General features: G+C 45.4%; 11 protein-coding genes and 3 pseudogenes. 2 read left to right on the forward strand and 12 right to left on the reverse strand.

Going from position 1 to position 16405, the window contains the following annotated elements:
• Window positions 1-2 precede the first annotated feature (2 nt).
• A pseudogene (locus J4862_RS08865) lies at window positions 3-733 on the reverse strand (DUF4138 domain-containing protein).
• A 474-nt stretch (window positions 734-1207) separates the two neighbouring features.
• Between J4862_RS08865 and J4862_RS08530 the strand changes: the two are divergent.
• Both J4862_RS08530 and J4862_RS08535 read left to right on the forward strand, forming a co-directional pair.
• The gene (locus tag J4862_RS08530; protein WP_211788671.1) at window positions 1208-1621 is read left to right on the forward strand and encodes a hypothetical protein; all 414 of its coding nucleotides are present in this window, start codon (window positions 1208-1210) and stop codon (window positions 1619-1621) included.
• Window positions 1618-1803 (forward strand): annotated as a pseudogene (locus J4862_RS08535) (relaxase); the annotation flags it as partial. The gene J4862_RS08530 and the pseudogene J4862_RS08535, both read left to right, overlap by 4 nt.
• 660 nt (window positions 1804-2463) lie before the next feature.
• Here J4862_RS08535 and arsB read toward each other — a convergent pair.
• The 11 genes and pseudogenes from arsB to J4862_RS08590 all read right to left on the reverse strand — a co-directional run bounded on the left by arsB (window position 2464) and on the right by J4862_RS08590 (window position 16348).
• Window positions 2464-3510 carry an ACR3 family arsenite efflux transporter gene (gene arsB, locus J4862_RS08540; RefSeq protein ID WP_211788672.1) on the reverse strand — a complete coding sequence of 349 codons (1047 nt, stop codon included), beginning with the start codon at window positions 3508-3510 and terminating at the stop codon, window positions 2464-2466.
• A gap of 11 nt (window positions 3511-3521) precedes the next feature.
• A complete protein-coding gene (locus tag J4862_RS08545) occupies window positions 3522-4322 on the reverse strand; it encodes a cation transporter (RefSeq protein WP_009388541.1) in 801 nt (266 codons plus the stop codon).
• Window positions 4322-4750: an arsenate reductase ArsC gene (locus J4862_RS08550; protein WP_155846607.1), complete on the reverse strand. Its 429-nt coding sequence runs from the start codon at window positions 4748-4750 to the stop codon at window positions 4322-4324. The genes J4862_RS08545 and J4862_RS08550 overlap by 1 nt, the downstream gene beginning before the upstream one ends.
• Before the next feature lie 4 nt (window positions 4751-4754).
• Window positions 4755-6467: an arsenical pump-driving ATPase gene (arsA, locus tag J4862_RS08555; protein WP_211789586.1), complete on the reverse strand. Its 1713-nt coding sequence runs from the start codon at window positions 6465-6467 to the stop codon at window positions 4755-4757.
• Window positions 6468-6492: 25 nt separating this feature from the next.
• Window positions 6493-6819 (reverse strand): arsenite efflux transporter metallochaperone ArsD, encoded by a 327-nt coding sequence (arsD, locus tag J4862_RS08560; RefSeq protein WP_211788673.1) that lies wholly within the window; start codon window positions 6817-6819, stop codon window positions 6493-6495.
• A 203-nt stretch (window positions 6820-7022) separates the two neighbouring features.
• A complete protein-coding gene (locus tag J4862_RS08565; RefSeq protein WP_211789587.1) occupies window positions 7023-7349 on the reverse strand; it encodes a helix-turn-helix transcriptional regulator in 327 nt (108 codons plus the stop codon).
• 774 nt (window positions 7350-8123) lie between these two features.
• Window positions 8124-9422: pseudogene (locus J4862_RS08570) on the reverse strand (tyrosine-type recombinase/integrase).
• Window positions 9423-9927: 505 nt separating this feature from the next.
• The gene (locus J4862_RS08575; protein WP_211788674.1) at window positions 9928-10257 is read right to left on the reverse strand and encodes a heavy-metal-associated domain-containing protein; all 330 of its coding nucleotides are present in this window, start codon (window positions 10255-10257) and stop codon (window positions 9928-9930) included.
• Window positions 10258-10274: 17 nt separating this feature from the next.
• On the reverse strand, window positions 10275-11522 hold the full coding sequence (locus J4862_RS08580) for an efflux RND transporter periplasmic adaptor subunit (protein WP_249107420.1): 1248 nt from the start codon (window positions 11520-11522) through the stop codon (window positions 10275-10277).
• Between the two features lie 28 nt (window positions 11523-11550).
• Window positions 11551-12798 (reverse strand): TolC family protein, encoded by a 1248-nt coding sequence (locus tag J4862_RS08585; RefSeq protein WP_211788675.1) that lies wholly within the window; start codon window positions 12796-12798, stop codon window positions 11551-11553.
• Window positions 12788-16348, reverse strand: a complete 3561-nt coding sequence (locus tag J4862_RS08590) for an efflux RND transporter permease subunit (RefSeq protein WP_211788676.1) — start codon at window positions 16346-16348, stop codon at window positions 12788-12790. The genes J4862_RS08585 and J4862_RS08590 overlap by 11 nt, the downstream gene beginning before the upstream one ends.
• Between the last annotated feature and the right edge of the window lie 57 nt (window positions 16349-16405).

Here is a 16405-nt window from a genome sequence, read left to right on the forward strand (position 1 = left end):
GGCTACCACTTGAGTTTAAGGTTGTCAATCTTCCTAGTAAGTAGAAGATCTCCCTCATCGAGGTAGAAGGCAAGCGTACGTCCGCCACCTCGTTCGTAAAGCCTTACCTCAAGCTGTTTGTCCTCCGAGAGGGTAAACTGCTCGAGCACGAAGATCGTGCGCTCGCCCCCCTCAGCACGCACCCGACGATCCACCTTATTCCACAGAAGCCAGATGTCCTTGATCCGAGCCGTCTGCATCGAGATGCCCAAATCCTGGATGCTCTTGGCATAGCTCAGGCAAGCAACCATCGACTGGATGTCAGGCTCCAAGGGCGAGAGGATATAATCCATCTCCAGCGAGAGCTCAAGAAGCTCCCTCGTCCCCGCATGACCAGGGAAGTCAAAGACGACCAACTGGTAGCCTTCCTCGGGATACTGCATCGCAAGCGCTTCTGCACGAGCAACGGACTCTTCTGGCCGAGCTTTGATGATGCGGTAGGAGCGACGCTGGAGCTGATGGAAGTAAGCCTGCATATAAGCCGTCAGAACTGGATCCTCTCCTATAGTCCCCTCTCTCGCTCACGGAGCTTGAAGAAGGAGTCCTGAGTCAGATCACAGTCCACGACAAAGAGCGAGATACCCTCCTCATAGTAGAGCATACTGCTGAGGATCTCGGCTAGGGTACTCTTACCCACTCCGCCCTTCTGTGAGGAGAAACCGAGATATAAAGGTCGAGGTCGAGAGCTTTGCATAGCAAGCAATTGAGAACTGAATTAATTACCATGATGAGCGAGACAATAAGCGGGAGATCACTTAAGCAATCGCAAGGACTGCATCTTGAGATGTCGAGATCTCGAGATCTCGAGGTCTCGAGAAATTAACTAATCGACATCTCGAGCGCTCTATCGCTCGCTCTGACTGCAAAGTAAGAGCTTAATTTCCCCCTTCTAGAAGCTGAGGAAGAGACGGGAAAGACAAGGATAAAGTGGGCAGCATGCTTATAGCAAGCCACTTACAACGAGGAAGTAACTTTGCAGCAGAATAGAAACATCGTCTAACACGACCGAAGGAGGCAGCCCCCTAAAGGGCTGGATGCTTCATCGCAATCAACTCTTTCTACTGGCAAGGTGTGTCTTTGTACCACAAATTGCCATTTGTCCCACAAAGACCCTTGCCCCAAAGGGGTATCAATCACTCCGAAGTCGTGATTAAAGAACAGCGAAACGATGAAAAGAAAGAATACAGACAAGCCAGACGGCAGATGTACCACCTGCCCCCGATGGGACAGATGGCACATCAGAATACCCAACCCCGAAGATCAGAAGAAGCTCATCGAGCTATACCGAAAGTCAGGAGCGAAGACGAAATCAGACTTCCTCCGAGCTCGACTCCTAGACGAGAGCTTTAAGGTTATCGTCGAGGATGAATCTACAGAGGAGTACTATCGTAAACTCTCTAACATCACAGCACAGATTCAGAAGATCGGCATCCTCTACAACCAAACAGTGAGGGCTATCAACAGCTACCACTCGGTCAAGGCAGCACAGGTAATGCTTCAACGGTTAGAACAGTTCTCACAGCAAATAATCACCCTTGAACAGCAAGCCATCAGCCTAACGCTAGACTACCGGGAGCGATGATTGCTGAGATATCAAGCTCGGCAAATCTAGCTGGATTCCTTGGGTACAATTTCAAAAAGGTTGATGCTGGAGGAGCGAGCGTTCTCCTTGCCGAAGGCTTATATGAGAACCCTGGCGCTGCCTATACCCTGCTTGAAGTCTTATCTGATATGCAGGCGCTCATCCCCTCACAATATCGCACGATATAAAGGTCAAGGTCGAGAGCTTTGCATAGCAGTGCTCACACCTGCTGCAATGATGAGGGATACTTACTCAAGCAAGGCATCCCACCTAATACTCGGACTTTGCCGAAGGATTCGGGAACCAAAATAACTAACCCCCGATGCTATGCTGTGAGCATAGCATCGGGGGCTCTGTTGCTTAAGTCTCAACGAAGCTTATACTCCTCTATCTCCACCGCTATCAAGGCTGTCCAAGCGTCTCGGCCTTGGGCAAGCCTTCCTCCTGAAAGCCTCTCCGCATGAGAGGTAAAGCTACCAGCTCTAAGACGTATACGTTTTACTTGCAAGACGTATACCTTTCGATCGGCAAGACTATACGTCTAGCGATTCCACCGTAGAAGTTACCCTTTCCCAACGAAAAATAGGCCTTCTTCCCAAGTAACTTTTGCCCCTTTCCTCCTTAGGAGAGCATTACGCAAGCCCACCTCTTTACAGCTTCGACCTTCCACCTTCAAACTTCTCAGCCTAAAGCCGCCATTTTTTAAGGAAGAAAGAGGGAGAAGTGAATAGGTGGGCTTGCGCAATGATATCAAAAGGCAGAATGCCGGAAACGTTAGGAACAAACATTTCCGGCACCAAGCCTTTTTACGATAAAACTAGATTAGGACTTTTGCCCTATTGCTATTTGGTAGCCGGAAACCATCTTCGTGTGTTATTGGCAATCCTTACTAACATCAACATCACCGGAACTTCGACCAGCACGCCCACCACTGTAGCCAGTGCTGCACCAGATTGCAACCCAAAAAGAGAAATAGCCACAGCAACTGACAATTCAAAGAAATTACTTGCCCCAATCATTCCGGCAGGTGCGGCAACATCATGGGGTAATTTCCACCTTTTCGACCAACCGTAAGCAACGAAAAATATCAGAACAGTTTGCACCACAAGCGGAACAGCAATCAATAAGATATGCAGGGGATTGTTCAGTATCGTTTCTCCTTGAAATGAAAACAAGATAATAAGCGTTAATAGCAACCCACCTACCATGTAATTATTAAATTTCTCAATAAATACATTGTTGAAATACTCCACACCTTTGCGGCGGATAACCATTACTCGGGTAATGACCCCAGCCGCAAGTGGTATCACAATAAAGAGCCCTACGGATAGCAACAGAGTGTCCCATGGGATAGATACGCCGCCAACTCCCAGCAAGAAAGCAACGATAGGGGCGAACGCTACCAATACGATTAAATCGTTCACAGCCACTTGTACCAGTGTATAAGCGGCATCCCCTTTAGTAAGGTAACTCCACACGAACACCATAGCTGTACAAGGTGCAGCCCCCAATAATACCGCCCCGGCTAGATATTCTTCGGCTAATCTGGCAGGTATAAAGGCTTTGAAAACCACATAGAAGAACAAATAAGCAATTCCAAACATGGTAAATGGCTTTATCAGCCAATTTGTAACACCAGTGACTATTATTCCTTTCGGACGCTTGCCGACATTCTTAACACTTTGAAAATCTACTTTTAGCATCATCGGATAAATCATTAACCAAATCAGGATTGCCACGGGTATAGACACGTTGGCATATTCAAATTTGCTTAATGTTTGCGGAATTGCCGGGAGCCATTGTCCCACGGCAATTCCAATAATGATGCACAAGGCAACCCAGATAGTCAGGTATTTTTCAAAAAATCCAATTCTTTGTTTCTTTTCCATATGTTATAGTTTTACTTTGAGAGTTTCAGTATGCGTATCGCGCCTCTAATGACGATGAGAAAGACAATGATGCCTATGATCAAATCAGGGGCGTTGCTGTTCAATAGTCCAACCAACAGCCCTGCAACGATGACTCCTATATTGACAATGACATCGTTGGCTGAGAAAATAACACTGGCTTGTATGTGGGCCTCCTTGCTCTTTGTGCGCTGTAACAACCATAGAGAGGCTGTATTGGCGATTAGTGCAATGAACGAGATGACAATCATAACTAAAAAGTCTGGGGGCGTTTCGAGGCCCATAAAGCGTTTGATAACTTCGATGAGCCCCAATACAGCCAGTGAAATTTGAAGGTAGCCACTGAGTTTTGCTACTTTTTGCTGACGGGCTATAGTTGTTCCAACAGCCATCAGACTCATGCCGTAAACCAAAGCATCTGCCAACATATCCAAACTGTCTGCGACCAAGCCCATCGACTGGGAGATGATGCCTGTTGTGGCTTCTATGATGAAACATAAAAAATTGATGACAAGCACCCAACACAACACCCGTCTCTGAACTTTGGAGGTGGTTTCAGACTTTGCTTCATCGCAGAGAGAAGATGCTGTTAGCTTGGCACCGAGGTTTAATGTTTCAAGCTGTTCCTGAATCGACTTCACTTCCCCGTGATGGATGACAACTAAGGTTCTTTCCGCCAAGTCGAAATCGAGACGCTCCACTAAGGGGCTATTGCCTAATTTCAGACGGATTAAATTTTCCTCGCATGGGCAATCCATCTTTGGAACATTGAACTTAGAGATATATTGGTGCATTATTCTTGTTTTCCTTGGATATGGTCGATGTAGAACTGATAGAAGCGTGCTTTTATTTCATCCCGTACCCGATGAAATTCACTGTTTATAAACTCCGGCGTTCCGGTTGCTTCTGATGGGTCGTCAAATCCTATATGCAGCCTGTTCCTTACTTCACCCGTAAACATTGGGCAGCTTTCGTTTGCCCCACCGCAGACCGTAATAACATAGTCCCATTCCTGTCCTATATATAGGTTTACACTTTTAGGGGTATGGTGGGTTAAATCTATACCCATTTCATCCATAACCTTTACCGCCATCGGATTAACCTTTTCAGCAGGTTTTGTCCCTGCTGAAAAGACATCCGGTTTATTGTCAAATGATTGCAAAAAGCCATGTGCCATTTGGCTGCGGCAGCTATTTCCTGTACAAAGAATTAAAATCTTCATGTTTTTAGTTGTTTTTCCAAGCTATCAGGGCAGCATTTCCCTTTGATAATTCTTCTACTTTCTTAATCCAAGCCAATTCATTTTGCGCCTTTGCCCGCAAGAAAGAATTTTCGGTACCTGTTAATGACAAGCAAGCATTCACGACCCACCATTTATTATTAATCCCGGCACGTTGTAAGTCCATTTGCAAACGTTCGGCTTCAAATACGGGTGTTGCTTCGGGCAGGGTCACAATAACAATTTCTGTTTCCTGTGGGTTTCTTAAACGTGGTAACAGCTTTCTTACGGAAGCGGGAGTGTCGCCTTGTGTACGTTGTACTTCCTTATGGTAACTTTCCGTTGCATCCAGCAATAACAAAGTGTGTCCGGTAGGCGCGGTGTCAATGACTACGACTTCTTTTTCTGCTTTATCAACAATTTCAGCAAAAGCTCGGAATACTGCAATTTCCTGCGTACACGGTGAACGCAAATCTTCTTCAATATATCCCATATCTTCGGCTGTCATTGTTTCCGCAGCTTTACTGCGAACCTCGTTTTTATAGGCTTCCAACACTTCCGCTTCGTCAATCCGGCTTACCGTAATGCCAGCCTGAACAGCCAGGTTATAATTCAGATGGTTTGCCGGATCAGTCGTGGTAAGATTCACCTTTGCTCCCAGTTTTGTTAATTTCAAGGCGATTTCAGTGGCTAAAGTGGTTTTTCCCACGCCACCTTTTCCCATAGTAAAAACAACCCTTTTTCCTGATTGATAGAGGTCGTTTACCAGTTCATCCATCCCTTTGGCATCGTTAATCCGCTGATAGTTCGCATCATTTGTTAGATTATCATTGTAAAGCATCCGGCGGATATTCGCAATATCAGATAGATTGTATGACCGCAAAGGAACATAATAAGACGGATATTCCAGCAGTTCCGCAGGGGTCTGTTTCAGGGCATTTTGCTGCCTGTCATATATCTGTTTTGATACATTATCGGCTTCATCTAATTGCAGCAAAAGCCCATTGATTACCAATAGCTGGTTTTTAATTCCGAGTAATTGCAATTCATGTGAAGAACGTGCGGCTTCTTTCAATGGAGCGATTTCAGGACGGCTAACCAATATTAAGCGGGTTGCGTTTGCATCCGAAAGTGTTTCAACTGCTTGCTTATAGATACCTTTCCGTTCTTCCAAACCGGATAATTGACCTAAACAAGATGCACCGTGCGTACTCTCACTAATGAATGTACTCCACGCTGATGGTAGTTGTAACATTCGTAACGTGTGTCCCGTGGGAGCTGTATCAAAGATAATATGGTCGTACTCTTTTGCTTTATCAGCATCCGTGATAAAATCGGAAAACTGGTTGAAAGCCGCAATTTCTACCGTACAAGAGCCTGAAAGTTGTTCTTCCATATTCTGAATTACACTTTCGGGCAGTTGTCCCCCGAAAGGAGCAATAACGCTTTCTCTGTATTCGGCTGCAGCCTCTTCCGGATCGAGATTAACGACCGTTAAGCTGGGTACTTCTTGAATATCCGTGCCGTGTCCGTTCAGTGTTTGATTAAACACATCTTGCAGGTTTGAAGCCGGGTCTGTACTGATAAGAAGTATTTTCTTTCCATTATCTGCCAAGCCTACCGCAGTCGCACAAGCAATCGAAGTTTTTCCAACACCGCCCTTTCCGGTGAAGAAAAGGTATTTCGTCAAATCTATATCTGATAAGTTAAATGTCTTCATTTCCATACAATTAGCTGATGAGTACTCATTTTACTGGCATAAAATCCAAATTGATACCCGTCCATTCACTCATTTGTTTGGTGGTGGGATAGGTTTTTGAAACAGCGATTTCACCGTCCACTAAAGTAATCGGCAGTGCATCCGCTCCATGTTTTTGCAGATGCTCGTTTACCGTCTTATTACTTACGTATACTTGCGGTTCGTCACGTAAATTGTGACGGGTAACGATGATACCCTGTTTCTTCAACGTTTCAATAACAACCGCAATGCGCATTAATTCAGGACTAATATTTGCTCCACAAAGACCCGTAGGGCAACACATTGCGGGGTCGAAAATTTCTATCTTCTTCATACTGTTTTTATTTAAAATGATATTCTATGTTTATAGATGAAAGACTACTGCATAATCTGCAATAGCTTGTTTGGTAGTTTCGTACAATGCTTTCTTGAACACCCAGTTCCTAATACTTTAATTTCCATTGTCATTCTGCTTTAAAGTTAAAATAACTGTTTGTAGTTCGCAGAACCACGAACATCTATTCAAAAAAGGTTCTGTTATTCACTGCACGATGTACCCTTGCACTTACAGTCCCCTAAAAAAGCCGCAAACAATTTTCGGGCAAGTTCCCAGTTCTCCCAGTTTATACAATACCGGACTTTGGGCGTTTCTATTTCCCCCTGAATTAAGCCAGCTTCTTTCAATTCTTTCAAATGCTGCGAAACGGTTGCTTTAGCAATAGGTAGTTCTTCGTGAATATCACCGAAGAAGCAACTATCTTGTTTTGCCAAGAAAGCAAGAATAGCCATCCGTGTCGGATGTCCCATTGCTTTGGCAAACCGAGCAATCTGTTCCTGATCTGTTGTGTACCGCTTCTCTTTCATTCCAATTCTCCCTTCTTCTTTGTTATTCGCGAAATTACGAACAATATTTTGAATAGCCAAATAATGCGATATGCTTTTTTCAGATAGGCGCAAGGTGTAGGAGTGGCAATGGGGGTAACAACGAAGCGTACGTGTATGATTGTTTTGTTGCCTTTGTACTCACAACGAGTACTGAAAATGTCTCGTACTCCAAAACTGTGATATAGGAAGCTGGTTTCTATCATAAGTATCGAAATAGTAATGGTTAACTTTTCAATGGCACTAAAGATAGAGCCAGCTTTTTCCCTGTTCCACAGTTAAGTCATCACACAAAATCTCGGATGAACCAAATAAAACTTTAGAAGAATGAAAGGGCTAACGTCTGAAATTTTCTTTATTGGTTTCATTTATCTAGTTGTTAGTACCGAAGTGTACATAACAGATTTCGAGTCTTGAATCAATCCAGTAAGCTTCTCAAGAGCTTCATTTTCACTTATGATATTCTTCAATAAATCCCTATTCAGCCGTGGATTCGACCTAATAAATAACATGAGGTCTTCTGGCTCAAGAAGCTCTTTTGGAAGTCTGTTTATTATCTGCCTACGTACGAGCCATTGGCTCGCGAAGCGCCTAAAGACGGGGCTGCTTCGCTGCCAAAGTTAGCCCTTTCAGCGGGGAGTACGGCGGGGGAGCAGAGGCGCCATCGAATATGGGCTTGCGGAGGGAGGGATGCAAACCACTACTCGTTCGGGGTGCAAACACCGAGACCTAAGCTTGGATGCAGTCTGATCCAGCTCATAATTGATTGAACTTACTCATGGCATTAGCCTTAATGTCGTCCGCAATGTCGATGTAGGGCTTCATCGCCTTGTAGTCACTGTGCCCCGTCCATTTCATCACGACTTGAGGAGGGATACCCAAAGCAAGCGCATTACAGATAAAGGTGCGTCGGCCAGTATGCGTACCAAGCAGAGCATATTTAGGAGTCACCTCATCGATGCGCTCGTTCCCTTTATAGTAGGTCTGGCGGATAGGTTCGTTGATACCAGCAAGTTCAGCAAGCTCCTTGAGGTACTCATTCATCTTCTGGTTAGTGATCACGGGCAGTGCCTTGTCGTGCTCAAATACCACATCCTGATACTTCTCCAGGATAGCCTTACTGTGCTTATTGAGCTCGATGACCAGACTGTCAGAAGTCTTGATCGTAGTGACTTCGATATGATCTTCCTTGATGTCGCTTCTTCTGAGATTGTAGACATCTGAGTATCGCAGTCCGGTAAAGCACTGGAAGAGGAAGACATCACGCACACGATCAAGCGACTGCTTCGCTGGAGGGATCTCGAACTCTCGAAGCTTAGTCAGCTCCTCCCAAGTCAAGAAGATGATCTTCTTCTGCGTATCCTTGAGCTTGGGCCTGAAGGTATCGTAAGCATTGTTCCTATGCATTCCCTAGCTGAAGCTCCAACGTAGAAACCACTTCAAGAAGCTGAGCTGCTTCCTGATCGTGCTATTGCGCATCTCGCGTACTTCTCGGAGGTAGCGCACATACTCCGTCAGACCAGCCTCGTTGAAGAAGGAGAAGCTAAGGTCTGCTAGGAAGGCTCTAAGGTGATTCTTCACCGCAACAAACTTCTCATAGGTGGCGTGCGTCCAGTCGTTCTGCCGACCACAGACACGTACGAACTCATCAAAGGCCTTGTAGAACTCTGCCGAAGCATCAAGCTTTTCGGAAGTCTGCTCCTCTTGTACATCGTCAGGGCGATGGCGGGCATTGAAGGCGCTCTTAACATCCACTGGGCTTGGCATGACCTCGGCCACTTCAAAGCGCTTGAAGATCTCTTGTATCTCGGTGTAGTAACCCAAGAGAGCAGCGTTGATCTCTGAGGCTGATTGCTTAAGTTTGTTCGTGCATCCGTTCTTTACTCGTTGCTTGTCTGCATCCCATTTTGCCACATCGATACGATAGCCCGTAGTGAACTCTATCCGCTGGGAAGCAAAGTTCACTCGCATACGGATAGGGACGTTCTCAACGATCAGGATACCGTCCTTCTTACGGCTCTCCAGAGCAAAGATGATATTGCGCTCGATATTCATAATTCTCGGGTGTATAGTTTACACACCCAAAGATGCACCCAAATAAGGATATCGCAAAGGAGATCCTTTGATACTCTACTTTAAGGCACCCACCCACATATACACTGATAAACAGCACTTTGACACCAAACAAGCATCTATGATAGTTCAAGAGAAAGAGCCTCTCTCTCCGCAATAAACCTTGATTTTCAAGGATTTACGATTTAAGTACACGAATAAGTACACGAAAGCCCCAAAATTCATGCGATTTTGGGGCTTTTCCGTTCACCTTCTACCATCCTCCCATCAACGCCTTTGTGAGACGCTTGATGTGGTCAGCCTGCCTGTTTATGATGTCATCCTTCTCCTCAACAAGCTCCTGCAACTGCTCTACCCTCCGCAATAGCTCTGCATGCTGGTCGCACTGATATGCCCCCCCAAATGTTGGTATAAGAACAGACCAACCGTCGAATAGAGGACGATGATAATCGTTCCTTTATGCGCCAGTTGGTCTGATATTTACTGCTTACTTACGATATTTACAGCATCCAGGGAGTTTGTCATAAGTGGCTTGTGAGGCTTTTATATTGCCGCTATCGTGGCCTGAAGCCGCTACCGCTTTTTGCACTTTCTTGGTATCTGTCTTGGTGTTGTCATACACAAGGGTGAGCTTTTGCGCTTTAAGGTTCCAGGTAGCTGATAGAACTCCAGAAACAGATTTAGCCGCTTTTTCTATGCGTGGCTTACACATTTCACTACAGTTCCCGTTTACAGGGATTTCTGTTTTCACTGTTTTGGCCTGCATAGTTGTGCTCATGGCAACAACAGTAAGCATTGTTAAAATCACTTTCTTCATTTTCTTGTTATATTAAGTTATTGATCCATCATACTTTCTTTGCCAGCCAGCTGTGCACTGGCATCAACAGCGAAGGTTCCATTCGTCACAATCTCTTCGCCTTCAGCCAAACCATCCGTGATGACATAGCCATTGGATAGCGAAGGACCTAATGTTACACGTCGTAATCTGAAGGTAGCTTGCGTTTCTCCCGTGTCTTTTACATAGACAATACTTCTTTTTCCTGTCCACATCACGGCACTCTTTGGCACGATAATCTCACCATGGTATTGCTTCATATTAGCCACAATGTTGCCAGTCAAGGTCATTTCGGGCTTAAACCATCCATTTGTATTATTCATTTCTACGCGCACACCAGCTGTCCTACTGGAAGAATCAATCATGGGATCTACGAAACTTACGCTACCTGTGAACACTTCTCCAGGCATTGCTTCGGTAGTAAAGTGAATCTTTTCGCCAACATGAATAAATGGTAAGTCGCTTTCATATGCTTGGAACATGGCCCAAACCTTACCGAGATTTGCAATCTTCATCAACACTTGTCCTTGTTTGACATAGTCACCTTGATTGATATTCTTTTGAATCACAGTGCCCGAAGTATTTGCCTTCAGCGTGGTGTAGGGAGAGGCTTTGCGTGTATGCATCAGTTGATTAATCTGTTCTTCCGTAATATTCAGCAGTCTAAGCTTCTCAATAGCTGCGTCAATCAGCGGTTTCTTTTGGGGCGATTCAGGGAAGTTCAGTGCTGCAATCAGTTCTTGTTCAATGGCGTATAGCGTCGGAGAATAGATTACAGCCAATGCTTGTCCACGACTAACACGGTCGCCCGACGCATTGATCAATAGTTTCTCGATGCGTCCTTCCACGTAAGATGACTGCGTTTGTTCTAAGCGCTGGTCGGGCAATATCTTCCCGAATAGGCGCACTTCTTTGTTTGTTGCTCCGCTGCCAACAACCTCTGTCTCGATATTTGCCAATGCCACGGCCTCATCACTCATCACAATAGCATTGGAGTCGGTTGTTGTTGCGCTTTGCTTTTCATCGTTGACAGGGATAAGATCCATCCCACAGATGGGGCATTTCCCGGGGTGATCCTGTCTCACTTGTGGGTGCATGGAGCAGGTATACATCGTTTTTCCTCCCGAATGTTGGTGTGTATCTGTTGCGTGAGTGGTGCGGAAGAGGAGCCACCCTAATAGGAGTCCTATCGTCAGCGCAGCGGCAAACGATAGCAGGATATGTTTTCTTATAAAATCTTTCATCATCTTTTGCTTCTTTTGGCTATACATTCTTTTACTTCACATCGCGTGCAAGGAGCTGGATAGCCTCTGCTGTGATGGTGTTATATTGCGCATTGGCTTCGGCTTTTAAGAGGTCGTAGTCGATGCTTTCGCGTGTCGTTTGAAGAATATCTGTGAGCGATGCCGCCCCCGTAGCATATTCTTTTTGCATCAGTTCGAGCGTTCTGTTGAGCAAACTCACCTCACTCTCATAAAGCTTCAATTTGCGTTTTATATCGTCAGCACGCTGTTCAATGCTGAGATATGTGCTTTGAAGTGCATCCAACTGACTTTGATAATTGTAGGCTGCGCTACGTTCCATGAGTTGTGCACTACGGATAGCCGACGTAATCTTTTTGCGATAAACGGGGATTGTGACGCTCAGCATGGCCATCACCATATCTTTTCCGTTCATGTTGGGCTCCATTGGCATGTCAACTTTCCCATTGAGCATATATTGAAGTCCCACACCTATCATGGGCATACCTTTTGCTCTGGCCTGCTCTTCTTGTGATTTAAACGCCTTTTGGATAGCCGAATACTGTGCGAGTTTGGGATTGTTTCGTTCAATCTCTGTCCAATTAAAGGTGGGCATCTGCCGTAATGGGATGGAATCGGGTAGGGACAAAGCTACATCTGGCTGCCGATGCAGCGTGATATTAAACTGCTGCTTTTGTAAAGTCAGTTGGGTTTCAAGACTTTCCGTTTGTTCTTTCAATCGCTCCTCTTCTGCATCAAGGCGTAATTGGTCACTCATTTTCGTGTTACGCCCTGAAGTATAGTTCTTATAAAGATAGATAGCCACCTTTTTAATATCGTTTAAAAGCGCGCGTTTCTGTTTTACAGCTTTCACCTTTTCTTGCGTTGCGAGTATGGAATACCATTGTTTCTCAACGTCGAAAGCTAACGATAAGCTTTTTTCGCGAAACTTCTGGTAGGACTCTTGCGCTTTATATTCCATTTGTTCGCGACCTGCTTTCAGTGTGCCAAACCATGGAAACATCTGCATAATGGTTATAGTTGTACGCTGTTTTCCAAGGCCGACACTTAGCTGTGGATCGCTCAAGACACCCGCACCTTGCGCATTGGCCATTTGCGCCTGATAGGCCTGATATTCACTCTTCAGACCGGGATTGTTGCGTATTGCTTCGGCAATATACACGGCCAAACTATCTTCTTTATTGTCTATTCCTGTCGCATGAGCACTGCCATAGCAGGCGAATAGTCCTATGCATAGGAAATATAAAATCTTATTCTTCATGCTCATTTTTGTTTGCAATCATACTTTTCTTTTGTTCACGTTTCAAGGCCGATTCACGCCACCAGCATTGGAAAACTGGCACAACAAACATTGTCATGGTCTGTATTAACATGCCGCCAAAGGTAGGAATGCTCATCGGAACCATAATATCTGAGCCCTTTCCTGTGGATGAAAGCACGGGCAATAGCGCAATAAGTGTTGTCGCAGTGGTCATTGCTGCTGGGCGAACACGCTTCATTCCGGCTTCAACAACAGCCTCGCGAATCTCTAAAGGACTATGGGGTTGTCGTTTTAAGAACACCTGATGGATGTAGGTTCCCATCAAAACACCATCGTCTGTAGCGATGCCAAAGAGTGCGATAAAGCCTACCCAAACGGCAACACTGAGGTTGATTTGTCCCATACCAAAGAGGGTTCGCATATTCACTCCCGCGATATTGAAGTTAAAAAACCAGTCTTGTCCGTAGAGCCAAATCAGGATAAAGCCGCCCGCAAAGGCTACAAAAACACCCGAGAAGTGTATCATTGAGGCCATGACGCTTTTAAATTGGAAGAAAAGGATCAAGAAAATGAGAATCAACGTAATAGGAATGACTACCTGAAGGCGTTCTGCAGCATGAATCTGTTGTTCGTAAGTGCCCGTAAATTTATACGTGACACCCTTAGAAAGTTTAATCTTTCCATGAGCTACAAGCTCGTCAATGTGTTTTTGAGCTGCATGAACAACATCCACTTCTGCCTTGTTTCCCACCTTATCAAACGTGACATAACCCATTAAAAACGTGTTTTCACTCTGAATCATCGTCGCGCCTTTGACGAAATCAAAGGTTGCCAGTTCACCCAAAGGAATTTGTGTTCCTTCGGCTGTTGGGACAAGTATTCCGTTTAACACATCGGGGTCGTCTCGCAATTCACGTGCATAACGCACACGAATAGGGAATCGTTCGCGCCCCTCAACGGTGCTTCCTTCAGGCATTCCACCGATAGCTGTCTCGATAACACTTTGCACAGTCCCCACTTGAATGCCATAACGTCCGAGTTTTTCTCTGTCGAGATGAATCTCTATATAAGGTGCTCCTTCTGCACGATCATAATACACAGAGGATGAGTTGATGTCGGGTATCGCTTTCAAAGCCTTCTCCATTTGCAAGCCTGCCTGCTCAATCGAAGCCAAATCAGGACCATATATCTTTAATCCCATAGGGGCTTTCATCCCCGTTGACAGCATCACTTGCCGAGTTGCAATGGGTTGTAGTTTCGGACTTCCTGTCAATCCCGGGAGATTAGCGGCCTTAACAATCTCTTCCCAAATGTCATCTTCGTTTTTAATCTCGTCTCTCCACAGACGTATATAGTCGCCATTCTTGTCGCGAATGCGTTTACCATCATCGTCCAATTGGTATTCGGGTTTGTAGTTGATGGTTATCTCATACATTTGAATGGGTGCCGGGTCGAGAGCACTTTCCACACGTCCCCATTTACCAACAACCGATTCTACTTCGGGAATGGCTTTTATGCGCTGGCCCAAAATCTTGCAATTCTGTATATTTTCCTCAACACCACTGTGGGGCATACTTGTGGGCATGAGCATGAAAGTGCCTTCATCTAAGGTGGGCATGAACTCACTTCCCGTCTTTGTCCAAATCATTCCGCCGGCAATCAGGGTTAATATGGGGATAGACATAAACTTCCATCGGTGGTTTAAACACCAACGAAGGATTTGCTCATACTTGAGCACTAGAAGCCAAAGGATAGATAGGATGGCCCCCACAGTAACGATAACGAACAGTAAATTGAGTAACATTCCATTCTGTGGCCCTAAAGGAAGCCACACACTTGAAAGCTCATAGGTAGCTAAAAGCACCACAATGGCAATAATCAGCATGTTGGTGCTGACTGTCCAATGCATGATTTTGAAGGTGCGCGGCACTCGTTTTTTTAAAATTTTCAATGCCCATCGTTTTGGAATCCTTAGTGAGAAAATCCAGTAAGCTAACGTCGGGAGGATTAAAATGCCTAAAAGCAGGGCCAATAATAGGGCAAAAGTCTTTGTGAAAGCCAATGGATGAAACATCTTTCCCTCTTGTGCCTGCATGGCAAATACGGGTAGAAAGCTGATAACCGTAGTGCCCATGCCCGTCATAACTGCCCCCGAAACCTCATGAACAGCATTCAAAATCAATGCTTCTAATTGCTTACCGCGGGCATTGGGAGCAGTGCTCAGATGACGAACCACATTTTCCATGAACACAACTCCTACGTCAACCATCACACCAATGGCTATAGCGATACCACTGAGTGCCACGATATTGGCTTCAATCCCGAAGAGTTTCATGATGATAAACGTGGTTAATACAGCCAAAGGCAGCATGGTTGCAATCACGAAAGAAGCGCGTAGGTTGAGCACCAGGATAAGAACAACAATGATACAGATGAGAATTTCGTGCATCAGTGAGCTCTCAAGTGTGCCAATCGTCTCTTTAATCAATCTGGTACGGTCGTAAAAAGGTACGACGGTGACGCGTGATTTAGAGCCATCTTTTAACGTTTTCTCAGGCAGCCCCCCTTGCATTTCGGCAATCTTTGCTTTCACATTGTTGATGACGTCCATGGGATTACTGCCGTTACGTGCCACGACAACGCCGCCCACAGCCTCTTGCCCTTCCTTGTCAAGTCCGCCACGTCTGTCGCCGGGTCCAAACGAAACCTTAGCCACATCCTTAACTCTTACGGCCACACCATGGCGATCTGTGATGGCAGCCTCTTCCAAATCTTTCAGCTTTTTGACGTAACCGAGGCCGCGAATCAAATATTCTGCGCGGTTCACTTCCATTGTTCCCGCGCCTACATCGATATTCGAATTCTTCACAGCCAACATGACTTGTACGAGATTCAGGCCGTAAGCGCGCATGGCTTCGGGATTGAGATCGACCTGATATTCTTTTACATAACCACCTACTGAAGCCACTTCACTGACCCCTTCGGCCGAACTTAATTGGTATCTTACATAGTAATCTTGAATGGTTCTCAATTCCTGGGGATCCCAACCACCGGCAGGTTTCCCCGTTTTGGGGTTTCGTCCTTCGAGCGTATACCAATAAATTTGGCCTAATGCCGTGGCATCTGGCCCGAGTGTTGGTTTCACTCCTTCGGGCAATAAACCGGCAGAAAGCGAGTTAAGTTTTTCCAAAATGCGTGACCGGCTCCAATAAAAGTCGACACCATCATTAAAAATAATATAGATAAATGACATGCCGAACATCGACGTTGACCGAATGGTCTTGACACCGGGAATTCCTAATAATGCCGTTGTTAGGGGGTATGTGACTTGCTCTTGAATATCTTTTGGCGAGCGCCCCATCCAATCTGTTGCGATGATTTGTTGGTTATCACCAATGTCGGGGATAGCATCTACAGCCACAGGATTGCGTGGTATGAAACCGCTATGCCAGTTAAAGGGGACGGTAGACAGCCCACCTATTATAATCAATATCAACACAAGTGCCGTGATTAAACGGTTGTGAAGAAAGTATCCAATAATTTTGTGCATTGAATGTACTTGTGTACTTGTTATTTAACGACCTGATTTACCTCCTTATTTGCGAAG

It is taken from the genome of Porphyromonas sp. oral taxon 275, assembly GCF_018127745.1.
Classification (GTDB): Bacteria; Bacteroidota; Bacteroidia; order Bacteroidales; family Porphyromonadaceae; genus Porphyromonas.